This window comes from Pseudarthrobacter phenanthrenivorans Sphe3, from assembly GCF_000189535.1.
Classification (GTDB): domain Bacteria; phylum Actinomycetota; class Actinomycetes; order Actinomycetales; family Micrococcaceae; genus Arthrobacter; species Arthrobacter phenanthrenivorans.
In genome coordinates, this window is record NC_015146.1 from 120,403 (window position 1) to 141,954 (window position 21,552).

The 21,552-nt window shown below is 62.3% G+C and carries 19 protein-coding genes; 8 read left to right on the forward strand and 11 right to left on the reverse strand.

Features of this window, described 5'->3' with window-relative positions; all coding sequences use genetic code 11:
* Nucleotides 1-109 precede the first annotated feature (109 nt).
* The 11 genes from ASPHE3_RS21785 to ASPHE3_RS20400 form a co-directional block, all read right to left on the reverse strand.
* Entirely contained in the window at nucleotides 110-2,188 is a 2,079-nt protein-coding gene (locus tag ASPHE3_RS21785; RefSeq protein WP_013603048.1) for an ATP-binding protein, read from the reverse strand.
* Nucleotides 2,185-3,444 carry an SIR2 family protein gene (locus ASPHE3_RS21790; protein WP_148258202.1) on the reverse strand — a complete coding sequence of 420 codons (1,260 nt, stop codon included), beginning with the start codon at nucleotides 3,442-3,444 and terminating at the stop codon, nucleotides 2,185-2,187. Before ASPHE3_RS21790 ends, ASPHE3_RS21785 begins: the two co-directional genes overlap by 4 nt.
* Before the next feature lie 296 nt (nucleotides 3,445-3,740).
* On the reverse strand, nucleotides 3,741-4,397 hold the full coding sequence (locus ASPHE3_RS20360; RefSeq protein WP_041653605.1) for a hypothetical protein: 657 nt from the start codon (nucleotides 4,395-4,397) through the stop codon (nucleotides 3,741-3,743).
* Nucleotides 4,398-4,944: 547 nt separating this feature from the next.
* Nucleotides 4,945-5,367, reverse strand: a complete 423-nt coding sequence (locus tag ASPHE3_RS20365) for a DUF4913 domain-containing protein (protein WP_013603051.1) — start codon at nucleotides 5,365-5,367, stop codon at nucleotides 4,945-4,947.
* A complete protein-coding gene (locus ASPHE3_RS20370) occupies nucleotides 5,360-7,129 on the reverse strand; it encodes a type IV secretory system conjugative DNA transfer family protein (protein WP_013603052.1) in 1,770 nt (589 codons plus the stop codon). The genes ASPHE3_RS20365 and ASPHE3_RS20370 overlap by 8 nt, the downstream gene beginning before the upstream one ends.
* Nucleotides 7,129-8,751, reverse strand: coding sequence for a hypothetical protein (locus tag ASPHE3_RS20375; protein WP_013603053.1), 1,623 nt, complete (start codon nucleotides 8,749-8,751; stop codon nucleotides 7,129-7,131). Before ASPHE3_RS20375 ends, ASPHE3_RS20370 begins: the two co-directional genes overlap by 1 nt.
* Nucleotides 8,751-10,262 (reverse strand): SCO6880 family protein, encoded by a 1,512-nt coding sequence (locus ASPHE3_RS20380; RefSeq protein ID WP_041653608.1) that lies wholly within the window; start codon nucleotides 10,260-10,262, stop codon nucleotides 8,751-8,753. The genes ASPHE3_RS20375 and ASPHE3_RS20380 overlap by 1 nt, the downstream gene beginning before the upstream one ends.
* A gap of 1 nt (nucleotide 10,263) precedes the next feature.
* The gene (locus ASPHE3_RS20385) at nucleotides 10,264-11,568 is read right to left on the reverse strand and encodes a hypothetical protein (RefSeq protein ID WP_013603055.1); all 1,305 of its coding nucleotides are present in this window, start codon (nucleotides 11,566-11,568) and stop codon (nucleotides 10,264-10,266) included.
* Nucleotides 11,568-12,293, reverse strand: a complete 726-nt coding sequence (locus tag ASPHE3_RS20390) for a hypothetical protein (RefSeq protein ID WP_013603056.1) — start codon at nucleotides 12,291-12,293, stop codon at nucleotides 11,568-11,570. The genes ASPHE3_RS20385 and ASPHE3_RS20390 overlap by 1 nt, the downstream gene beginning before the upstream one ends.
* Nucleotides 12,294-12,303: 10 nt before the next feature.
* A complete protein-coding gene (locus tag ASPHE3_RS20395; protein ID WP_009358107.1) occupies nucleotides 12,304-12,591 on the reverse strand; it encodes a hypothetical protein in 288 nt (95 codons plus the stop codon).
* 13 nt (nucleotides 12,592-12,604) lie between these two features.
* The gene (locus ASPHE3_RS20400; protein WP_013603057.1) at nucleotides 12,605-13,198 is read right to left on the reverse strand and encodes a DUF6668 family protein; all 594 of its coding nucleotides are present in this window, start codon (nucleotides 13,196-13,198) and stop codon (nucleotides 12,605-12,607) included.
* Between the two features lie 167 nt (nucleotides 13,199-13,365).
* Here ASPHE3_RS20400 and ASPHE3_RS20405 point away from each other — a divergent pair, with 167 nt between their 5' ends.
* From ASPHE3_RS20405 to ASPHE3_RS20435, 8 genes are all read left to right on the forward strand, one after another.
* Entirely contained in the window at nucleotides 13,366-13,638 is a 273-nt protein-coding gene (locus ASPHE3_RS20405; protein ID WP_011689726.1) for a helix-turn-helix domain-containing protein, read from the forward strand.
* Between the two features lie 33 nt (nucleotides 13,639-13,671).
* Nucleotides 13,672-14,754, forward strand: a complete 1,083-nt coding sequence (locus tag ASPHE3_RS20410) for a CHAP domain-containing protein (RefSeq protein WP_041653611.1) — start codon at nucleotides 13,672-13,674, stop codon at nucleotides 14,752-14,754.
* The gene (locus tag ASPHE3_RS20415; RefSeq protein WP_013603059.1) at nucleotides 14,751-15,266 is read left to right on the forward strand and encodes a hypothetical protein; all 516 of its coding nucleotides are present in this window, start codon (nucleotides 14,751-14,753) and stop codon (nucleotides 15,264-15,266) included. The genes ASPHE3_RS20410 and ASPHE3_RS20415 overlap by 4 nt, the downstream gene beginning before the upstream one ends.
* 6 nt (nucleotides 15,267-15,272) lie before the next feature.
* Nucleotides 15,273-16,718, forward strand: a complete 1,446-nt coding sequence (locus ASPHE3_RS20420) for a MinD/ParA family ATP-binding protein (RefSeq protein ID WP_013603060.1) — start codon at nucleotides 15,273-15,275, stop codon at nucleotides 16,716-16,718.
* Nucleotides 16,719-17,104: 386 nt separating this feature from the next.
* The gene (locus tag ASPHE3_RS21795) at nucleotides 17,105-17,335 is read left to right on the forward strand and encodes a hypothetical protein (RefSeq protein WP_148258204.1); all 231 of its coding nucleotides are present in this window, start codon (nucleotides 17,105-17,107) and stop codon (nucleotides 17,333-17,335) included.
* Between the two features lie 222 nt (nucleotides 17,336-17,557).
* The gene (locus ASPHE3_RS20425) at nucleotides 17,558-19,396 is read left to right on the forward strand and encodes a MarR family transcriptional regulator (RefSeq protein ID WP_409372058.1); all 1,839 of its coding nucleotides are present in this window, start codon (nucleotides 17,558-17,560) and stop codon (nucleotides 19,394-19,396) included.
* A 260-nt stretch (nucleotides 19,397-19,656) separates the two neighbouring features.
* Nucleotides 19,657-20,292 (forward strand): AAA family ATPase, encoded by a 636-nt coding sequence (locus tag ASPHE3_RS20430; protein WP_013603063.1) that lies wholly within the window; start codon nucleotides 19,657-19,659, stop codon nucleotides 20,290-20,292.
* The gene (locus tag ASPHE3_RS20435) at nucleotides 20,286-20,684 is read left to right on the forward strand and encodes a hypothetical protein (RefSeq protein ID WP_013603064.1); all 399 of its coding nucleotides are present in this window, start codon (nucleotides 20,286-20,288) and stop codon (nucleotides 20,682-20,684) included. The genes ASPHE3_RS20430 and ASPHE3_RS20435 overlap by 7 nt, the downstream gene beginning before the upstream one ends.
* The last annotated feature ends 868 nt before the right edge of the window (nucleotides 20,685-21,552 follow it).

The following is a 21,552-nucleotide window of genomic DNA, read 5'->3' on the forward strand; positions in this document are numbered from 1 at the left end:
ATGGGCTGTCAGGAGTCCTCCGCACCCTCTCCAGGGACCACCCCGTCATAATGTCCATGCAGAAGGACCGGGGGTCCTGTCAGTCCAGGGCGTAACCGTTCGGCATTCTTTAAGGCCTCTGCCAGTCCTCGGCGACTTGCTGCCAGGTCGTATTTGGGCCCGTCTGCCTTATCCAAGAGTTCCAGAATTCAGGATCGGACGAACGTGGACGATCGCCTTCGGCCAGTTCCCGCATTTCCACCAGAACCGGCAACTCGGTAGCCCACCCCAGAAGAATCGCCTGCCGCGACGGCAGGCTCGGTAGCTCCTGAAATATGCCACCCAGGCTATCGGGGACCATCCGCTGGACTAGATCTTGATCGCGGTCATTTACCAAGCGATGCAGCAGAAACGTGTTGCATTGCGCCAGCACCGTGGTCGAGAGTTCGGAAGGTCGTTGAGAAGAAACAACAAGGCCAAGCCCGAACTTGCGACCTTCGCGGGCAATCTTCTCAAAAGTTGCCCGGCACAGGGCGGCGGCAGAAAGTTCTCCGGACTCCTCGGATGTGGGTCTACGGATGAAGTTATGGGCCTCTTCGAGGACCATGGCGACTGGTAGCGTGTCCTGATCGAGCCGTCGAAGACGCTGCAAGGCCTCGAATGTGAGGCGGGCGAATGCTGCGATGCTGAGCGTCAATACGTCGGATGGCACCAACGACAAATCGATGATTGTGATTTGTCCTTTGGGCGAGTTCACGAGGCCAATGTGCTCTTCAAGCCACTTGGCCAGATCCCTATCACCCTCTGGAGCGATGATGGGTTTGAGTCGGCGGTCTCCCACGATCTCGTGGATTCGAAGTGTCAGGCCGGACATATACTTCGCGTTGTCCGCCATGTCGGTAGTAGTCAGCAGTGCGTTGAGCTGGCCGGGCATGTCCTCCAGCCGGAACGGGACCGGAGAGTCGATGTTGATGTCGTACTGGATCGGGTCGGATTCCAGGTCTGAGACGATGGCGTCAATTCTCGGCAAGAATTCGGTGAGCGACTGCACGGAGAACGCCGAGTAGTAGGTGCGGCCGCTGCTTACGGATTCGTGTGATTGATGTAGCGTCCTAGCGGCCTGGACTATTGGAAGGATTCTTCCGTCCTCCGCTTGATGAGGCTGCAGGTCCTCCGCCATTGCCTTAAGAAGCTGGCCGCAGTTCTGTTTTCCAGGGAAATCCGCGACCCCGGCCGGACCGTTTTCAATCATTGTCCACAGGAGCTGCCGATAGGCTCGGAGCTTTGAGAATAGGGAGCGGTGGGACGAATTGGCGGCCGCTGCCCCGGACCTCAGATGTCTTAGAACCTGGTGGAGCGCCGGCCGTTGAGTGGCTGATGCGGCACCGGTGAACGTTGCCCATTCTCTGGAGTTCCACATCCAGCTTGGCAGATTGAAATGGCTGGCGGTTGCACCTGCCTGGGCACCGGTGCCGTCGTCAGGTCCAAGATTGTCTGGCGATACTTGAAACAATCGAACATGATCGTTGTCTTTAAAGGCCGGGGCGTATTCGCCGTTCGGGTCTAGGACGATGAAGTGAGTGTTCGGTGATTCACCGTCGTTCATGGATGATCTGGCTGCTTCGTGTGACCATCGGATGAGTCCGGCGACGGAACACGACTTTCCGCTGCCTGTGTTGCCGAGGACAGCCAGGTGTCGACCAAATAGGCGATCAGGATCGACCAACACCTTCGTCGAGTCTGCTAACGGCGCTGTGCCAATGTGAACTCTGCCATGACCGGCCGTTCCAACCACCGCTCGAAGCTCGGCGCTGGTCGGTAGTGCGACCTCGCAGCCAACAGGCGGGAATGCAGAAACCCCGCGGTTGAGCCGCAAAATATCTCGCCCGGAGGTGAACTGGAGCGTCCCGATAGGGCTGGCTGTAAGCCTGCGAACGGGATAGGGGAGATCGATGATGCTTTGATCTGGGTTTCGACGCAGGGGCACGATGGCAGGGTCCATCCAAATAGCCGTGACCGTTGCGACCAGCATTCCCGATCCAATAGGGATGACTACATAGCCGTTAATCCTCGGAAAGCGCTGAATGCTCGGCCCGAATGCCGTCGCCTGCGGCGCCTCGGTCTCGAGGAGTACTTTGATCTCGCTGGCACGAACTGATTCCACTCGGCCGATGACACGGGCCGCAGCTTCAGAGACGGGTGTGTTCATGAGTCTCCGCTGGCATCTCGTGAAGAATCAGCTAAAGAAGGTTTTGCCGCATCTACGGTGGAACGATAGTTCCCTTGCCTGCGTACTAGCGGTTCTGATGAAAGCCTCGGAAGCCAGCTTCCGATGGCATCAATCGTTGCGTATTGCGATCCTACGAACGCTGAAATTTGCGTATTGGTGCTGAACTCCCCGAGACAATTGTCGATGGATTGAGATGCGTCAAAACTGCAGACAACCACGTGTGTCGAGGGAATGGTCAACATGTCCTGGATGATGCGGTTGACATGTGAATCACCGAAGCCATATCCGAACGTAAATAGCACTGAGTGCGGCCGACATACAGCCGAGGCGAAATCTCGAAAGAGTTCGGCGTACGGGTACAGCTGAGTTTCGATGTCCTTGGTGCTTCGCGGATAAATCAGGACGTTCTGCGACCATGGGCTTGGAGAGGTGCCAAGCTTCGCCCCGAATGGAACCATCGTTTTATGGACTCCCTGGGACTCGGACCATTTCCAATCTAATGAGCCGTGGAGTTTGCCCAAATGCAGCACGCCTTCGAGATAACGTGGTTCACCGCGGGCACCTGGCGGGTTGTAGTGCATGTCGACGTCGAGCCGGGAAGCGCGGAACTTGGGCTCAAGTCCACCAACAAACCGGTCAAGCGGCCGCAGGCCTAGTTGATCACATAGATGTTCAAGGAGCCTGTCGTAATTCGTGGTGAACAGGTTAAGACGCTCGCGGCCGCCGGGGCGCGCCGCGAAAGCGAGGAGAAACCGGGCAGCTGAATTGAGCGCCGTTTGATACTTCTCCGTACCGACTGCACCACGGAGGGCACGCTCGAAATCTAGGACTGATCTCAAGAGCAGCTCAAACTCTGCTTCGACACTGGCCTTCAGGACGCTGGTCTCGTTTTGGTTCGGTTGGATGATGGCGAGTCCGTCAAGGACCGTCTGGGCGCTGCGCAGCTTGTCTTCAATGTTTGGCTTGTCGCCGCGACCCATGCGGGCAGACGTCGCAGCCGCGTCCTCAAGTATTTGTTGGGTGAAATTTCCGAACTCAGACTCTCCAACCATGGACGGTGCTTCAAGTCCCGCATTGAATGCCACCCCTGTGGTTAGGCCATTGCCCGTTAATAGCGACAGATGCTCGCCGTCAAGCAACGCTGCCAGCCAAGATTTGATGCGTTCCGAACTTTGATCACTTGAAGGTTCGTCGACGACTTCCCCTCCGAGCCATACCCCCATGCCGTTTCCCATTCGGCCAGACTAACGGATTGGACCGACACGACTTGACCCCGTGCTCAGACGCCTCACGCCGCAGCCACCGGCCGCACGAACGCCTGTCTGATGGTCCCGAACGCCTATAGTCCGTAACGCCGGCCGCGGTTCGTGCAGGCGACATCAGCCAAAATGACGGTTGGTGCAGGCCACTTCGAACAAAACGACCGTTTGTGCAGACGACTTCTGAAAATCACTGGTCCGCCGTTTCCAGCCCTTCGAGCGTGCCTTTTTCGCGTGCCGCGAAAGGCAACTCGTGTACGTGTCTCAAAGGACTAAGACTGTTCATAAACCTGCGTCAGCTCGTACATCCGGCACCATATCGTGCTGGTTTTGTCTAGAGTTTCCTCAAGTACCTGCTGAAGCTCAGGAGCTAGGTATCCGAATGCTTCGTCCATAGCATCAGCGGTCTCAAGGACAGGGACCATGGAGAATTGCGTCTGATATTCGGGGTCCCAGACCACCCCTGCAGCATCACCGCTAAGGAACTGTTCATGGAAGCGTTCGAGCATGCTCTCAATCTCGTCCTCCCACCCCTGGGTAAATCCTCCGGACCACCGAACGCTGGAGTCTTCACGAGACACCCAAGGCACGCCGAGCGAAACCTCTTCAAGAAAGGCTGGCGCCCCATCACTGTCCGCGACGATCATGGCGACATCAGCAAAGTCAAACTCCAGATTGCCAAGAACCCGCCACTCGCGCTCCCAGCGCCAATCGTTTGGATTCCTGCCCTGGAGACTTCCGACACGCTCGACAAAAGGTGTTAGCTTCCAAATCGGCGAATGTTTGTTGTCGCGGGCTTCCGCCATCGCAGTAGCGAGAGCATCCCACTGAGGGGATGGATCGCTGACGTACCAAACAGGTTGTGCATTGAACTTCGCGCGGAGGCGTTCCTTATCGAAGACAATCCCCCAAGGACGTTTAGAGGTCATGCGGGATAGCTCTTGAAGCGGGATCTCCGTTAGACATACGGACCGGTGCCTATTGCGCACCTCGCTAAAATTCCGCCCAGCTCCGTAGGGCACCCGCGCTTCGATTATGCAGGTCTTGAGAATGGAGACTAGGTCTTCTTCAGAACGAGTGAGGTGAACCAGCCAGCGAGATAGATCAGATGCGTTGCCGTGCTGAGTCGTACCCTGCCAGCCAGGCTTCACTTGGCTCATCGTTCCGTCCCGAGAGTGAGGTAGGGCGGGTGGGCAACAAGGTTTCGCATAGCAGAATCTTAGGGTGTAGTCGGACCCTTCCCGTGCCGGTTCTAGTCCTTTCCCACTAGCGCAAGGGCAGGAATGCAGGTCACCTGAGTCGGGCAATTAGTTCGGCTGTCCGCAGCCGGGGACAATCCTGATGGGTTATCCACCGCTACTGCTGCTGAGGGAGCTTTCCCGATGGCTCCCGATGCGCAGCCGTGGATAACCCGGATTGACCCCAACTATGGACAGCCCGCGGGGTCACTTTGAGCGTTGGCTAACGGAATCCGGTTTAGAACAGCCCCGGGGGCGGTTCCTCACAGGGCAGGGGTACGAGCTTGGAGCGGTGGCCGTCGTCCGGGCTGCAGCCCCTGAATGGCCCATCAGTAGAGAGCAGGACCGACATGTGGTGGTCTGCGTGGTCCCGCCACCACACGCTCATTCCTGTGGTGCCATCCAGGCGCAGGAACTCCCATGCCCGCCAGAGCGCTTCGAGGCGGCTGATCGCTTCGGCGTGTTTCCACCACTGGGGGCACCAGGTCACCCCGCCCTGGACGTTGAGCTGTCGGCGGTAGCTGGCGGCCAGCTTGCCGCTGACGAATTCAGCTACATTCGGATAGAACAGTTCAGGGGCGTCCGAGTCCTCCTCGGCCCGTTCCATGGGGGCGGCGGTGTCCTCCAGTTCATCGTCCCACTCCCCCAGGCTCTCACTCATTGGAGGCGCCAGCGGCGATCCACCGGCTCCCGGCCGCGGCCGCTGGCTTGTTCGCGGGGTCATGTGCGGCGATGGAGGCCCGCACCGCATCGGCCTGCGGTCCGCTCATCCACGGCACCGTTTCCAGCAATGCCGCAGGGGCGCCGGAGGCGAACATGATGGCCCGACCGCGAGGGAACGCGGCCAGGTCCGACACATCCAAAGTGCGTTCCTTGCGGTCGTCGTCGTGGCTGTAAGAGGTGCCCTGTTTGGAGCGGCTTCTGGTCATGTTGGAGTACCGGTATTCCCCCACAAGCTGTGCGAGCTCGTTCAGGAATTCGGCTTCGGCAACACCGCCGCCGTAGACCTTGATGTTGGAGGCGGACCAGAGCTTGCGCATCCCGTCACGGCCCCACACTTCAACACCCTGTGACCAGGACTGGAGGATGGTCATCAGCACGACGCCCCGGGAGCCGTAGTGGCTGTAGAGGTTTGGGAGTTCGCGCCAGCGGCAGACGTTGGCTGCTTCGTCCAGGACACCGACCATGGGTGTGGCGAGGCGACCGCCGGGTGAGTGGACGGCGAGTTCTTCGGCGGCCTCGACCGTGGCCACGGTCAGTGCCGTGACGAGCGGGCCGGCGGTGCCCTTGCCTTCCTTGGACAGGCTGTACAGGGTCCCTTTGGAGCGGACGAATGCTGCCGGATCGAACTGCGGCCGCTCGTCCTTCTCACCCTGCGGGGTCACCCAGCGGGCCACTTGTCGGTTCGTGAGGCAGGAGGCCATCTGCAGCGCCGTGCCGTACACGCCGCCGCGCTGTTTCTCGGGTGCGTTGATGACGCCACCCACGGCGTTGGAGGTCTGGGTGAAGCCGTGCGCCTTGAGGATGTCCACCGCTTCATCGTCAGCAGGCCGGGTCAGCCAGGTGTGGACCTGCGTGATCGGCCGGCCGTCGAGGGCTGCGGCGAGCAGGAGACCGGCGAGGAGATCCTGGCCGGCTGGATCGAAGTAGGCGTCCGTTTTGGCGTCCGGGCCGCGGGAGCCTGCGGCGAAGTGGTCTGCCAGGCGTGCCGCTTTCACTTCATCGGTGACGTAGGACAGGGGGTTCCACCACCAGGAAGGTTCCTCGAGGGCGACGGACTGCGGGTCAAAGACCCAGACAGGCCCCTCAGCGGCACGGACGTCGCGTGTTCCGTCAACGATGTCCCGCTTGTTCGAGGTCACCAGCGCAGCTCCCGGGGCGGCGAGGATCGCAGGGATTGCCCGGGATGTGGTCTTGCCTGTGCGGGGTCCCCAGATGTCGATGTGCATGTCTTCCCAGGAGCCGTAGACCATTTGTCCGCCGAGGACGGTCTTGCCGACCGGGACGCCGGGTGAGCCTTTCACGCCAAGGCGTTCGGCCGTGGCTGTGGCACCTCGCAGGCTCAGGGCGCGCAGGTCCCGGCCTTTGGCCATGTGCTGGGCGGCAGCGTCCACACGGGAACGCTTGGACCGTTTCCGCAGCACCGCACGGACCACCAGAACGGCCACGACGATGATGAGGACGCCGAAGCCGATCAGTACCCCTGTCGCGGCCGCGGGCCACATGACCTTCTGCGATAGCAGGCTGAAGACCAGTTCAAACGGGTTCGCCGGCAGCTTCTGGCCATCACCGGACAGGATTGACCCCAGGTGCACGGCGCCGGCCACCGAACCGACACCGAGCACCACGACGGTGATGAACACCCACAGCAGGATAGTTTCGGTATCCATCCGGGAGCGCTTGCCGCTGCTTGGTGCACCCATCAGTTCTCCCCCTCGCCGTTCCCGCTGTTTATCGTCCAACGCTTGTTTGTATCGTGCAGTTTCTCCTCAACGCTCGTTAGCTTGAGCGCGACCGGGATCCCTGGGCGGCCGCCGACTTTGAAGAGGAACTTGCCCAGGCCCGGACGTCCCCGTTTGCGGGATCCCCCGACGTCCGTCCACGACCCAGGGTCAGCCCAAGAGATGAGGCGGGCCTGCTCGGCCCGGGAGAGGGTGACGGCTTTGTTGAGTTTTTCCATTTCGGCTCCGGGGAGCGCGCCGCAGACGACCATGCCGGAGCGTTCAACGAAGCCGCGCGCTTTCATCCGTTCCGATTCCGTGGGCAGGGCTTCGAGGTCACTCATAGTGTGCGTGATCATGGCCTGCCCGACACCCTCGGTCCGGTTCAGCCGGGTCAGCGAGTCAACCCGGTCCACCATGCCTTCACCGGAGCGCAGGGCCCGCCACAGTTCGTCCATGACGACGAAGTAGTTCCGGCGCGGTTCCAGGCCAGCGTCTGCCAGGGTGTGGGCGACCTGGACGGTGGCGAAGCCGGTTGACCAGCAGGCCAGCAGACAGGCCGCCTGGATGTCCCGCTGTGTGTCGGAGATCCCCGAGAGGTCGAAGACCACGGGTTTGGTCAGGTCCATCGGCTGGTCGGTGGGCTGGGAGAACATGTCCGAGAAGCGGCCCGAGCCGTCGAGGGAGTACAGCGACTGGCGCAGCTGGTCGGTCGCGTCGAGGTAGCGGCTCATGTCGCCGCGGTCCAGGGCGATGGCACGCAGCTCGTCGGGGGCGTCTTTGATGACCTCGATCAGATCCCCGATCAGGGGAACGCGGTCCAGGCGCTCGTCCAGGATGTGCAGGGCCCGGTCAATCAGGGATTCCTCGTGCGCGCTGGGCTTGGCGTTTCGCACGATGGTGATCAGCGCTGTGATCATGTTCAGGCGCCGGTTGTGCGAGTCGGCCATCAGCTGTTCGGCCAGCTTCTCCGCCTTCACCGCTGCCGCGAGAAGCGGCGCGGCCGCGGCCTGGTCGGCAGCTGGATTGTTCAGGGTCCGATTCGCTTTGGCCCGGTGTTCCTCGGCAGAGGCGAGCAGCCTGACGGCGGCTCCCGTGGCTTCACCGGGGTCCAGGACGTTCAAGTGGCCGCGTCCAGGACCCAGACTGATGACCTGCCCGCCGAGGGCTTCGATCAGGTCAACGTAGTCCGGCTTCAGGTCACCGAGGATCAAAGGGTTGATGCCCCGGCCTGCCAGGCCCAGGACGATGTGCCGGACCAGGGTGGACTTGCCGTAGTGCGGCAGGCCGAGGACGAACATGGAGGGGTTGTTGATCATGCCGTGCATGAACCAGCTGATCGGATCGGCCCCGAAGGGGGCTCCGGTGTCGGTGTGAACGCCGATCGGCACTCCCAGGATCGGGGTCCCACTGCCGCCCACGAACGGCCAGAGACCGCAGACCTGGACCGAGGTTCCGCGCCATTCGTCGGCTGCGGTGACGTAGACGGCTTCGCCTTGTCCGCTGCCGCGCCAGCCCCGCAGGCCGGGGCGGCGGGCGACCGCGGCGGCGAGCTTCGTGGCTGGGGCCTGTGTGCGCTGGTGCTTGGTCTTGCTGCCGAACATCACATGGCCTCGCGGATCTCTTCGGGAACCTTCAAGTGCTTGGGCAAAACCAGACCGAGCGGCAGGGACGCGGCAAAGGCAGAATCCTGTGAGCCGTAGGCACGGCGCAACAGCAGACGGGCCGACGGGCCGAGGTTGCCCTCGACGACGGCGACGGCGTCCTCAAGGTCCCGGGAGGACAGCACCGTGGCTGTGACCACCATGCCGAAGTTGACGAGGCCGGCCCCCTTGGCTTCCTCCGCTGCGGTGGCCTGCGCCGCACGGGCATCGACCAGGGCGCGGGCTGTGGGTCGGTTGGTCGAGGAGGCCCGGGTCAGGGCGCTGGTTTGGTCTGACTCGACGATGGCGGCCGCGCGGCCGGCTTCGATCGGCCGGTACAGCAAGGTGACGCGCTTGCGGTCGATCTCCCCGTGCGGTGCGACCAGGCGGCCCAGCGCTGATGCCAGGATGTGTCCGCGGGGTGCGCCCGTCATTGTCCAGGACACTGAGTGCCCGGAATCATGGCGGTAGCCGTCCCAGTTGGATTGGTGGGCGGACGGTCCGACGTCGCTCCAGTCCAGGTCAACGGGTGTGCCTTGGTAGTGGGCTTCGTCGATGAGCCGGGCGGCTGCAGGGTCGTACGCGACTCGGACGACCTCACACAGTTCCTGGGCGTTCAACGGGGCGCACGCCCCGGCGCCGGTGGATTCCAGGCGCTCGGTCAGGCTGGGAAGCCGTGACGCGAGATCCCTTGCGATTTCTTCTGGGGTGCGTCGTTTGCCGCCTGCCCGGGCAGCGGCGCTGAACGTGAGCGCGACCCATGCGCGGATCGTGGCCGATCCCTGCGGGTAGGTGTTCAAGGCCTCCCGGAGCATGGCCTTGGCGATGGCAGGGGCGTCGTCGTGGATGTTCGATTCAACTTCCCGGCGCAGCCGTGCCCCGGAATCGGGTGCGGTTTCGACCGTGACGGATGCAGCCACGACAGCTGGCTCATTGGACAATGAGGCCAGCCAGCCGCCCCAGTTAGCCACCCAGGCATCAATCTGTTCAGGATCGACCAAGGACGCACCGTCGGGCTGGGTGCCGAAGACAACGGTGTAGTGCGCGGTGGCGGGAAGGTGGATCAGTGCGAACGGGCGGCCGTAGGAGTCGGTGAACTCGTACAGCTTGGAGCCGGCAGAGATTCCTGGCAGCTGGAACTCGCCCCAAGGGGTCAGTCCCAACGGACCGGAGCGGTAGATGTTGGCCTTCTTGCGCCGTGCTGAGCGGAACGCCAGCCGGGCGAATATCCGCTCCCCTACAGACTTGTTGTGCTTGTCGGTCACCGAGACGACGGCAAGGGCCACCCCGAGGACGAGCAGGGCAATGAGCCCGGCGAACCAGCCGCCGACAAAGAGACAGATCACCGTGATGATGAGGCCAACAAACAAGCCGGCTGTTGCCAGCCCACCAAGGGTGCCGATGCCCGCCTTACGCGGACGCCGCCAGTTGCCGTAGGTCGGTTCCCTATATGTGTTCTCGATCGCTGCCATCTCAGGCACCTTCCGTGGATTCTTCGCTCATGTCTTTGATGGCCCCGGAAGCGGCCTGACCTGCTTCAACGCCCTTCTGTGCGGCCAGTACGGCGACACCGCCCGCGCCCGCGGCCACAGCGCCACCGCTGGCGGCTGCTCCGCTGCCTGCAGCAGCACTGCCGGTACCGGTAGATGCTGCCGCGCCAGTGGCTCCGGCGCTCCGGGTACCTGTCTTCCCCGCTGTGCCGGACGTTCCTGCCGTTCCCTGGCTGCCAGTGCCCGAGGGGCCCTGCGATCCAGCGCTCTGGCTCGAGGTGCTACTGGTTGTCGTCGAGCTGGTGGATGATCCGCCGCCGCGTCCGGCGCTGCCCATGCTGATTGCGCCGGACGCCAGTGCGCCGACCGTCCCTGCGGCCAGACCGCCACCGCCGCCAGCGACAGCACCAACCATCGGCGTGACGAACCGCATGAGGGCTGGCATGGCGAACAAGGCAATGATCATCAGAGCCAGTCCGGTGACCGTTGCCAGGAGCGCGGAGCCGAAGTCCTTGCCATCACCAACGTTTCCGAAGATCTTGCTGCCGCTGAGCTGGAAGGCCGTCGCGTAGACGATGGCGGCCGCGGGCTTATAGAGAATGAAAGCGATCAACCAAGCTGTGCACTTCTGGAACCAACCCCTGCCGGCCTCGGTGTTGCTGAAAGCTGCAGCCGTAGGGAAGATCCCTGTCAGGATGACGAGAAGGCCGCCACGAATGATCATGAGCACTATCTGCATTACGGAGGCCAGAATCGCGATGAGCCCCAGGAGGATGATCATGATCGACCCGATCGGGCTGGTGGCCGAAAGCGCCAACAGTGCCGTGATGTTTTCGTTGAACGAGGTCCCGTTCGTGGAATTAGTGATGATCCAGGCTGAGAACTGATCGGCCGCGACTGTCAGCAGTCCCACTGCTGCCACACCGGCGCCGGAGACGCCGATTAGGGTCGCCAGCGAACGCACCAGATCCCGCAAGGGTGCACCCCTGCGCTCAATCGTCATCTTGGCTGCACCCACGAGGACAGACATCACAGCCAGGGAAGCCGTCCAGAAGTAGAGACTGTTCTGCAGGAACAACACCGGGTCACTCGCGGTGGACCCTCCCGGGGCTGCGGTTAGAGCGGGAGTTCCCACGTTCAGCCAAAATGTCCCGAGTGTTTGGACTGTTTGTCCAACGGCATCGGCAATAGCTTTTGCCATGTTCTTGACGGCATCATTGGCGACGTCCTCTAAGGCCGCGCCTGCATGGCAGCCGATGCTGAAGGCGTCCCATCCTTCGCAGGCCATCAGACACCAGACCAGGGAATGTACCCGGACAAGTCACTTATCTGTCCTCCGCCCGTGCTGCCGGTTGCGGGAACAACAACCTTCCAGTCGCCGCTGTGCCACTGGAGCGGAACAGGAACGGAAACCAGCGCACCGTTGCTGCCCTTTGCAGCAATGACGATCACGGCTCGATCGGGGTCATACGAGCGGATTTGGAAGCCGGCGATCTGCGCTGTCACAGCTGATGTCGCTTGCGGCTCAGGCTGATTCAGCAGTGCATCGCGTTCGGGTCCAGGGACTGCTAGCTCCTCATAAACCAGCCGAGCCTTCCCCGTGGCGGACAGTACGGCGACGTTCGACGCGGCGTACAGGGCTCCCATGGGTGAGTGTGCGAAGCAGGAGCGGAGGCCGTTGGCGTCGGTCTTGCCGGGGCCGAACTGCGTGGGTGATGTTGGTGCGGCGATCTTGCCGACCAACTCCCATTTGGTGTCGGTGGGTGTGGTGGCTGGTTTGGCCTGGTCACCGGATGGCAGGCCGCATACGCTGGCCGCCGACGTCGCGGTAGATCGGCCGCTGCTGGTGCTCGTGCTGGTGGTGCTCGGTTCAGGGGATGCCGTTCCGCCGCCTCTGGGAACCAGGGCCAGGATTATCCCGAGCGCGACAATGATCGCCACGACAACGGCCGAGATGATGAACTTAGGTTTGGTCAGCGGATTCTGGTCTTCGTTCACTGTCGGTTCAGTCATGGCTCGGTCCTTAGACCAGGGCGCCTACGACGCCGCCTGCGGAGGCTGCCAGGATGCAGCCGCCGAGGACCCATGCCAGGCGGCCGGCATGCTCGCCGCCCTCGCCGCGTCGGTTGTTGATCATCATCGTTCCGGCTGTGATCAGGATGCCCGCCACGGCCAGGCCGAAGACGATCCATGCGACCCATTTGAGGATCGTCAGCAGGCCTTCGGAACCGGGAGGGGCTTCACCTGTGCCCGGGTTCGGTATCTCGGTGATGGCAAAGCTTGACCATTCCATGGCCTTGGAGAACAACATGAGTTTCTTCTTTCTACGTGGCCGGGAGTCCGGCGGTGGCCGTTATTGCGATGTGCACCTGTTCAAGGGTGGTGCGGGCTTCTTTGGGAAGTTCCTCGATGGCGATCTCGTGGCCGTAGCGCCATCCGTCTACCCACGGGAAATGCCACATGTGGGGCACTCCCCCGCCGACGACGCGGGCGAAGTTGCGGATCTCTTTGGGGAGCCGTCCGGGAGCGTCAGCCATGACCATGAGGCCTGCGACGTGGATCCCGGGAAGAGATCCCGAGGCCCATTCCGTTGCTGCCAACCGTGCTGCGCGAAGGCCTGGGATATTGGACCGGGCAACCAGGACGATCACGGATCCGGCTGCCGTCAAAGGCCAGTGATGTTCGGCGGCCTTGGAGCTCTTGTCGAGGCGTGCAAGCGAGGTTTCGCCGGCGCCGCCATGGACGCCGAGCCACCAAAAGCTCGGTTCCCTCCCCGCAACGTTCCTTCGGGGAAGCCGGTCCGCCTGGTCCGGCTGCGGCACACTCAGCTGTGGCCTCGTCGCCCCCGTAGGGATGAAAGGCGGCTCTTCCGGGATAGCTGGAACGGGTTCGTCGATAGTTTCTGCGCCGAGCGTCACCCAGCGATTCTTTGAGACCGGCATTTCACATCCCCTACTAATGTCCGCAAAGATCGTATCGGTACCATCCGACACGAAAGGCCAAAAGTGACCCCCAACAACAGCTTTAGTACCTTTCAGTCACTTCCAGTACATCACAGTACCAATTTGTGGTCTACGATGGCTCTATGCGGTGGGACGGACTGAGCGTGGACCCCAAGTACCTGGAAGCACTCTTCGCCAAGTACCCGGAGCGTCTTACGCCTCAGGACCTCGAAGAGATCTTCGGGTTGTCCCGAAACACCGTCTACCGCTGGCTCCAAACCGGAGTGATTCCTGCCTACCAAGTCGAGAAGACATGGTTGATCGCCAGAGATCAAGTCAAGGACTGGGTCTGGGAGAACCGGAACACACTCAGGAAGGGCCAGACACCGGAAGTGAACGACGAGGACCAGCCCTAGGGCGAACCAGCCGAGCAGATGTGAGGGGGACACATGCAGTCACGAACGACTGCGCCTGCGTTGGTCGCCGGTGCCGTCTTCGCACCCGTCGGCTTGGTGTTGTCCATGGTCCTGTTCGGCGGGGGCTCCCAGGCCGCGGCCGACGTCTGCTCACCTGCCGGGTCCAGCGTCAGCGTTGACGCAGACCAGCTGCCGAAGGTCGCTGTCGCCGGCTACGAGGGCGAGCAGCTGAAGAACGCGGCCCTGATCATCAACGCAGGCAAAGCCCTTGGCCTGTCTGCCCGTGGGCAGACGATCGGTGTCATGACTGCCATGGGCGAATCCGGGCTCCGCGTCCTGGACTACGGCGACGGCCCGGGACCTGACTCCCGGGGCCTGTTCCAGCAGCGCGACAACGGCGCCTGGGGAACATACCCGGACCGGATGAACCCGACGACGTCAGCCACGAACTTCTTCACCGCCCTGCAGATGGTCGGCGGGTGGGAACAGCTTGAACCCACCACGGCCGCCCACCGGGTCCAGCGCAACGCCGACCCGTTCCACTACCAGTCCTACTGGGCGGCCGCCGTCGAGGTCGTCGCTGCGCTGGGCGACGTGCCGGTCACCGATGCCGGCGGGGAAAGCTCCTGCGGGATCCCCGGCCAATCCGGCAAGGACGATGACCTGCCGTGGCGCACGGCCAAGATCTACGAGCCGTCCCCGCTGGGCATGTACAACCGCGAATGCGTCGATTTCGCGCTCTGGCGCGTCAACCAGCAGCTCGGCAGCACCAGCGCCCCCTACAAGGTCCACAACGGCACCTTCCGGCCGGACGGTGCAGTGCTCGGCTCGGCCCTTTCCTGGAAAGACGGCTGGGACGCCAAAGGCTGGCCCACCGGTGGAACCCCACGTGTTGGCGCGGTCGTCTGGTACTCCCCCGGCACCGGCGGTGCCGACGGCACCTACGGCCACGTCGCCGTCGTCAAAGCCGTCAACGGTGACGGCAGCTTCCTCGAAGAGGGCTACAACGGCAACCCCGCCCCCAACGACCACACCTACTACACCCGCACCGTAGAGAACGTCGCTCCCAGCGCCTTTCTCTATTTGCCCGGCAGCGACTCACCGGAGGAACCATGAAACGCGCCCTGACAGCCCTTACGGCTCTGCTCGTCTGCACGGCCTGCGCGCCGGTCTCCACCTCGACACCCGCCGAACCGTTGCCGACGACGTCCACCACCAGCACGGCAACCCTCAGCGCGGGCGGCAAGCCCCAGGCTCCCGGCGGCACAGCGCCGGCCACCCTCGGCATCGCTTGGGACGAGGCAAGCAAGACCGCCGCGCTCGAGACCGCGGCCAAGGCCATGACGCTCTACGCCCGTCCCACGGTCACGGACAAGGAATGGATCCAGGAACTCGGGCAGCTCCTGACCGCCCAGGCCACCGCCGATTACCAGTATGTTGACCCGGCCAACATTCCGGTCACCAGGATCACCGGACCGGGCCAACTCAACATCGACGAGAAGAACGGATTCGGCTGCCATGTCGTGTTTCCCACCGACGCCGGCGACTACAACGTGCAACTGCTCCGCACCGGGGCCGGCAAGCCCTGGCAGGTCAACCGCATCACTCCCCCGAACGGCACAAAGTAAGGACAGATGATGGAAACCCAAGCGCTCGACTTCCCCAAGATCAACGCCGTTCTCCGCACCAACGGAACCGGCGAAGTCACCATCAACGGGACCTCCCACGCGATCGAGGCCGCCGACGAAGCCGCCGTCCTCACCGACGCCCTGCGCATCATCACCGAAACCGCTGCCCAGCTCGGCCGACCCGTCCGCGTCAGCACCACCGACCCGGACGGGCAGGGCCTCATTATCGTCTCCCCCGAAGGCGTCGTCAGCGAAGCCGCTCCGGCCAAGCGCACCTCCAAGCGGGAGCAGGACCCTGAGTCTGCTCCGGCCGCCGCTTCGCCCGAACCGGCCAAAACCACGGTCGCGCCTGCTCCGGCTTCCGAGGCCCGGCAGTCCGAGGAATCTCCCGTGGATCCAGCCGGCTCTGCGCCGGTGACCTTCGGTGCAGCTGTTACAGCCGCGCCCGCCCAAGGACCAGCACCGGCTTCTACAGCCTCCGCTGAGGAGCCTGCCACCCGGCGCAGCCTCAAAGACACCTCGTCCCTCATCAGCGCGCCCGTGCTCCAGCCGGCAACCCGGGGCTGGCGCGGCGCTCTCAGCCGCCTCGGCTTCCGCATGGACCCCTCGGCCGAGGAACTGGCCGAACGCGAAGACATCCGCGTCGTAAGCCAGCACTGGCCAGGGCCCCGCACCGTCGCGGTCGTCAACCGCAAGGGCGGAGCGAACAAGACACCCACCGTCGTCATGCTCAGCGCGATCCTGGCCCGCTACAGCGGCGCTGCGACCGTCGCCTGGGACAACAACGAATCCCAGGGCACGCTGGGCTGGCGCACCGAAAAGGGCGGTCATAACAACAGCGTCCTTGATCTCATCGACTCCTCCCAGGCGCTGCTCTCCCCCAGCGCCCAGGCAGCCGAGATCGCCCAATTTGTCCACCATCAGACCTCGGACAAGTTCGACGTCCTGCGCTCGGACGAGAACGAGGAGGGCGACCACGAAGTGACCGCCGAAGAGGTGGACATCGCCCACCAGGTACTCACCCGCTACTACCGGCTCATCGTCATGGACTCCGGTAACACCGCCCGCGCCGCCAACTGGCGACGAATGATCCACCACACCAACCAGCTCGTGGTCCCAGTGACAGCCATCGAAGACCGCGCCGAAGCCGCCCGCCTGACCCTCCAAACCCTCGAATCCCGTGGTGGCCACGATGCCGAGCTGGCACGCAACGCCGTCGTCATCGTGTCCGAATCCACCGATGCCAAGCGAAGCATGAGCGGCGACGCGCTCAAGCGCGCCAAAGACGAGGCCCGCAGGATCGCCGACGGCTTCACCCCGCATGTACGGGCCGTGCTCCGCATCCCCTACGACCCCGCCCTCGTCAACGGACCCATCCGCTACGACGCCCTCCAACCCGCCACCCAACGCGCCTGGCTTGCCGCAGCCGCTGCAGTGGCCAAAGGTTTCTAGGCGACAGAACGCATATGCTCCCCACGCAAAGAAATGCCAAAGCAACACGCCACGAAGGCGAAGCGCGCCCGTTTCCTGACCACATCCTCAAGCGCACGAGGGCCCGCAAAGTGTTATCCACTGCTATTCAGCGCATCTCGGCGAGTGAACCAGAACGCGGCATTACGACACTGGTGACCAGTCGGTTGCAGCGGCCAGTTTCTGTTTCAACACGCCGGGAACTGTTTCTGTTTCAATACCGAGGTGGGGTAGTCCCCGGTGGTAGTTTCAGTTTCAGAGGAGCTGGAAGGTCCAGCATTTCACTCCTTCAGGGCCGCCAGGTCTTCCGGCCCGACCACTCTAATGAAGTAGAAGCAGCCCCGGCTGCTGTAGTTCAAAGGACAGGGATGATGGCTCCAACTACTCGTACGGGCAGACGCTCCAAAGGCGACCGCAAATTCGTCGGATTCCGCATCGCTACTCCGAAAGCCGATGCAATGGAAGAGATTGCCAAAGCGGAGGGGTATCAGTACGTAAGTGACTGGCTGTCCGATGTGGTTGAAGAACGCCTGGCCAAAACTAGACTTCACGCAATCGTTCAGCAGGAGGAGTTGCCACTTGGCCGCTTAGCTTCTTAAAAGTTGACGGCCCCCACGAGGAGGGCCGTCGAAGCTTCTGATTCACGTACTGGGATGCTTGCCGGCGAACAGTACGCGAATCGTTTGGAAGTCCTTCACAGGGCTTCATTTGTGTAGCAAAACCGATCTGCCAGGATCGGTCTCTTTTCATTGCCTGTCACAGCAACTCTCCCCGAAAGGATTGTTCTCATCGTACATGGACTCCCATGTGCGTCGCCAGCCATACCTGTTTCTGGCGTGTCGCGCAACCTCTCATCGTCATGTTCTCCCGCAGAAGCTTGGGCCGCCCTTGCACCTGCTCTCGCAGGTCAGCCACGGGTCCGCCTTTCCAAGGACGCTGGTAAGTCGTATCCGCAAAAACACGAACGGAACCTCACCGAGGCACTTCCGTCTGTTCCCGCGGCAGTCCGGATCTTCGGCAAGGACGGCACCTGCGCTGCTATCTTCCTGGACTTCGACTCCTCGGTAGCCGGGCAGGACTGGGTTCACGCAGATGTTCGTGCCGTTCAGACCTGGTTGCACTCGGTCGAGGCCCGCTGGATCGAGGACTACTCCCCCAACGGTGGCCGCCACATCTACGTCCCGCTGGCGCAGCGGGTCACATTTTCCGAAGCGCGTGATCTTGTTGAGGCGCTAGGCACCCGGTACCGGACCCTAGACAAGACCCCGCACCAGAATCTGCTCCACGGCTGCATGCGAACCCCCGGCTCACCCCACAAACGGGGCGGCCACCAGGAGCTGGCAATGAGCCTGTCCATGGCCTACGACATCGTACGCCGCCCCAACAGTGCCGCGGTCTGGGCCGCGATGACCAAAGACCTGGCCGCAGAGATCAAGGCCGTCCGGGCACTCCGCCAGGAGGCAACCTTTACTCCGGAAACCGCCGCGGCACCAGTTGTGGACCAGCCTGTTGGCCGCATGTCCCGCGCCATGCAGGTGCTTGCCCAGACCGGCATATACGACACAAAGCGCTACGCAACCGATTCAGACGCCCGCCAAGCAGTCATCGTCGGAGCCGCTGCCGCCGGCCTCGATCTGGTGGACGTTGAACGCCGGCTGCTCCAGGGAACCTGGCCCGGACTGGCCTCCTTCTACGCCCGCTACGCCGCCCGGCACAGGCTCCCGTCCCTGCGACGGGACTGGATGAATGCCCTCGCCTACCTCAGCAAAAACCCGGCCAGTAGGAACGGAAAGAACAATGTCCGCAGATCCCCCACAAGCCAGCCAAATACACAGGCGGGGCCACTAAAGGGTTTAGATCCAACTACTAACCCTGATGCAGAGCATCAGTACATCCGGTCCTGGCGCAGTGCTCTCAGGATCAGGGAGGTCAGCTACCAGCAATCCAGGAGTGGGATGGCCAGGAGGATGGTCTTGCGGGCTTTGGGGGAGGCAGCCCACAAGACAGGGTCCCGTTTCATTGAATTCGGTGTCCGATCCATTGCTGTGGCCACTGGCCTCGACCACACCACTGTTAGCCTGCACTTGCGGGAGCTGCGTGTTGAGAAGGACCCACTTGTGACCTTGGTTGAAGAAGCGCGCGGCACCAAGGGAGATTTGTACATGCTTACTGTCCCCGAGGAGCTCAAGACCGCGGCCGAGGAAGCTAGCTGGCAGAAAGGGAAGATTCACGGCCTCCGGCCAGTCTTCCGGGAATTGGGTCTGCCGGCAGCATTCGTTTATGAAGCACTGGAACACTCTCCCGCGCTGTCTACGACCGAGATTGTTGGCGTTACTAGACTGTCCCGCTCTGCCGTTCACGAAGCGCTCGAGATTCTCGCAGCTTGGAACTTGATCAGCCGCGATGCTGGCCGTGCCTGGTCAATCGTAGCGGCCACATCCCTCAAACAGCTGGCTGAGCGGTTTGGCATACTGGAAGCCGTGGTTGTCCAGGTTCAGCGGTACCGGACGGATCGCATTATTTGGCGTGAGTGGCTGGCTAAGAACGTTACTACCGTTGCTGAACTCCTCTCACCTGACGATGACTACCCATGGGAAATGTTCGAAGGGCCGCCCGACGACTGGTCACTCTCGGACATAGCGTTCCGTCGCACCGGCTGAACTGGCAATAAGGCCAGCAGCGATCCGCGGGCATGCGCCTAGGGGCGAGTTTTGATAGTTGGTATGGAGCACCCCCTAACGCTGGGGTGATACGGGGATTGAGCCCGCGGCGCGCCTCCCAAGGTGCGCATAGTTACTGCGGAATTATTGATGTAGAAGAAGGCCCGGTATGACCATCGGCTTTCGAAGCTCAAACCCAGTGGTACCCGTCTGACCCCAGAGTGGTACCACACCGACACCACACTAGGACGGTATCCCAAGTGATAATTTTGGTCGCGCATCAGAAAGGCGGGGTTGGAAAGTCCACCATCGCCGTGAATATAGCCGTAGAGTTCACGTCCAAAGGCAAGAGCGTCATCATCGTCGAGGCTGACCCGACCGTGAAGACGTCCAGCACCTGGGCCAAGGACCGCGAAGACAGCGGGTACTCCCCCATCACCACCGTTCGCCAGACCGGCAACCTTCGCGCGACGCTGCTTGATTTGGCCGACAAATATGACGCTGTAATTGTTGACGCACCCGGTAAGGATTCCTCGGAGATGCGGACAGCGATGACAGCTGCCGATCTCATGCTCGTGCCGATCCCTCCGAGTCAGCCCGACCTCGACACAACCGAGAGTCTGGTTGTCACTATCAATCAGGCCCGGGACTTCAATCCTGAGCTGAAGGCACTTGCCGTCCTCAACCGGGTCCCAACCAACGTGTTCTCTGACTCCGATTCCGAGGCACGCACTTACCTTGCTGATTTCCCCGAGCTGCGCGTAGCCCGCACCAAGCTGCACGAACGGAAGGTCTATCAGACCAGCGTCTCGGAAGGGCTAGGTGTGGTCGAGATGAAGGACTCCAAAGCCAAACGTGAGATTCAGCTTCTAACAGAGGAGGTTCTGGCATGGTGAGGCAGCGGGGGCGCACTGATCCGCAGACCGAGAAGCAGATAGAGGCCTTTGCTGCCCAGGCAGAACAACCTCTTGCTCCTGTAACGGCACTCCCCCAGCCGGCTGAACCGTCGGCATATGAGGTTGAGAAATCCAGCACGTCGAAGACGCCGGTGCCGAAGGCGACTGATTCGCCCTCCCCCAGGGCCCGCATCCTTGCTCCAGCTATGGAAGCCTGGAAACAGCGGAACCGCGAGCCGAAGACCGGCGGTATCAACTTCCGTGCCAGCACCTCCCAGCTGGAGTTGCTGCGCACTGCAGCCCTCGTCGAGGAGATGAGCCAGCAAAAGATTTTGGAGCGCCTCGTTTGGCCCATCCTCGAGGAAAAGTACGGTTCGAGCCTTTCCGAATAGGCCTCTCCCCCACTCCCCTACGTGTCTCTGCGGGCGGTTTCCTCTGGTGAGGTGCCGCCCGCAGTTTTATCTAGGTTCTGCCACTGGCGCTCTAGTGCCAGGCCGCCCCTTTTGGGTACTAGTACGGTACTCGGCGTGGTGCAGGTGATCTTCCGAAAGGTTGTTGTGGCACGTATTAGGGGCCGCATGTAGCGCTTCAGCGGCTCAGGTTGGTGCGGTACTGGTCTGGTACTGGTGTGGTGCCGGTGCGGTTGTGGTGTGGCGTCGGCTCAGGCTGGTGCGGTACCGGTGCAGTACCGGCGTGGTACTGGTCTGGTGCTGTCCTAGCTGTGGTGTGGTGCCGGTGCGGTTGTGGTGTGGTGTCGGCTCAGGCTGGTGTGGTGCTGGCGCTGGTGCGGTACCGGTATGGTACTGGTGTGGTGCCGTGCTCAGTTCGGGTGGTGCTGGGGCGGTTGTGGTGTGGTGTCGGCTCAGGCTGGTGCGGTACCCGTATGGTACTGGTGTGGTGCCATGCTTAGTTCGGGTGGTGCTGGGGCGATTGTGGTGGTGTCGGCTCAGGCTGGTGCGGTACCGGTGTGTTGTGTGTCCTAAGGTGGGGCGGTGCCAGCTCGGTTCTGGTGCGGTGCTTTCGGCTGTGGGTTCCGAGGGGAAGCGATAACCGCCGGTACGAGGTTCATTTGCCTTTACTTGTCGCGGCTTAGTACCGGTGTGGTACTGGTGTGGTGCTGTCGCGTGCTGTGCGGTGTACCGCGAGGTCGCACGCCATTGAAGTTGGTGTGGTTCAGGTTCGATGTTGGCTAGGTCAATGTGGACCCGCTGCGGGGATATACGTAGAGGTGAATTGGGGGAGAGGCAAACTGTGTGATTC

Excerpts from the sequence above, each read along its gene's own strand:
- ASPHE3_RS20360 (WP_041653605.1), bottom strand. The coding sequence starts at position 4,397 with ATGACCTCTAAACGTCCTTGGGGGATTGTCTTCGATAAGGAACGCCTC.
- ASPHE3_RS20370 (WP_013603052.1), bottom strand. The coding sequence starts at position 7,129 with ATGGGTGCACCAAGCAGCGGCAAGCGCTCCCGGATGGATACCGAAACT.
- ASPHE3_RS20410 (WP_041653611.1), top strand. The coding sequence starts at position 13,672 with ATGCAGTCACGAACGACTGCGCCTGCGTTGGTCGCCGGTGCCGTCTTC.
- ASPHE3_RS21790 (WP_148258202.1), bottom strand. The coding sequence starts at position 3,444 with ATGGGAAACGGCATGGGGGTATGGCTCGGAGGGGAAGTCGTCGACGAA.
- ASPHE3_RS20380 (WP_041653608.1), bottom strand. The coding sequence starts at position 10,262 with ATGGCAGCGATCGAGAACACATATAGGGAACCGACCTACGGCAACTGG.
- ASPHE3_RS20375 (WP_013603053.1), bottom strand. The coding sequence starts at position 8,751 with ATGTTCGGCAGCAAGACCAAGCACCAGCGCACACAGGCCCCAGCCACG.
- ASPHE3_RS20385 (WP_013603055.1), bottom strand. The coding sequence starts at position 11,568 with ATGGCCTGCGAAGGATGGGACGCCTTCAGCATCGGCTGCCATGCAGGC.
- ASPHE3_RS20365 (WP_013603051.1), bottom strand. The coding sequence starts at position 5,367 with ATGAGTGAGAGCCTGGGGGAGTGGGACGATGAACTGGAGGACACCGCC.
- ASPHE3_RS20420 (WP_013603060.1), top strand. The coding sequence starts at position 15,273 with ATGATGGAAACCCAAGCGCTCGACTTCCCCAAGATCAACGCCGTTCTC.
- ASPHE3_RS20405 (WP_011689726.1), top strand. The coding sequence starts at position 13,366 with ATGCGGTGGGACGGACTGAGCGTGGACCCCAAGTACCTGGAAGCACTC.
- ASPHE3_RS21795 (WP_148258204.1), top strand. The coding sequence starts at position 17,105 with ATGATGGCTCCAACTACTCGTACGGGCAGACGCTCCAAAGGCGACCGC.
- ASPHE3_RS21785 (WP_013603048.1), bottom strand. The coding sequence starts at position 2,188 with ATGAACACACCCGTCTCTGAAGCTGCGGCCCGTGTCATCGGCCGAGTG.
- ASPHE3_RS20390 (WP_013603056.1), bottom strand. The coding sequence starts at position 12,293 with ATGACTGAACCGACAGTGAACGAAGACCAGAATCCGCTGACCAAACCT.
- ASPHE3_RS20395 (WP_009358107.1), bottom strand. The coding sequence starts at position 12,591 with ATGTTGTTCTCCAAGGCCATGGAATGGTCAAGCTTTGCCATCACCGAG.
- ASPHE3_RS20435 (WP_013603064.1), top strand. The coding sequence starts at position 20,286 with ATGGTGAGGCAGCGGGGGCGCACTGATCCGCAGACCGAGAAGCAGATA.
- ASPHE3_RS20415 (WP_013603059.1), top strand. The coding sequence starts at position 14,751 with ATGAAACGCGCCCTGACAGCCCTTACGGCTCTGCTCGTCTGCACGGCC.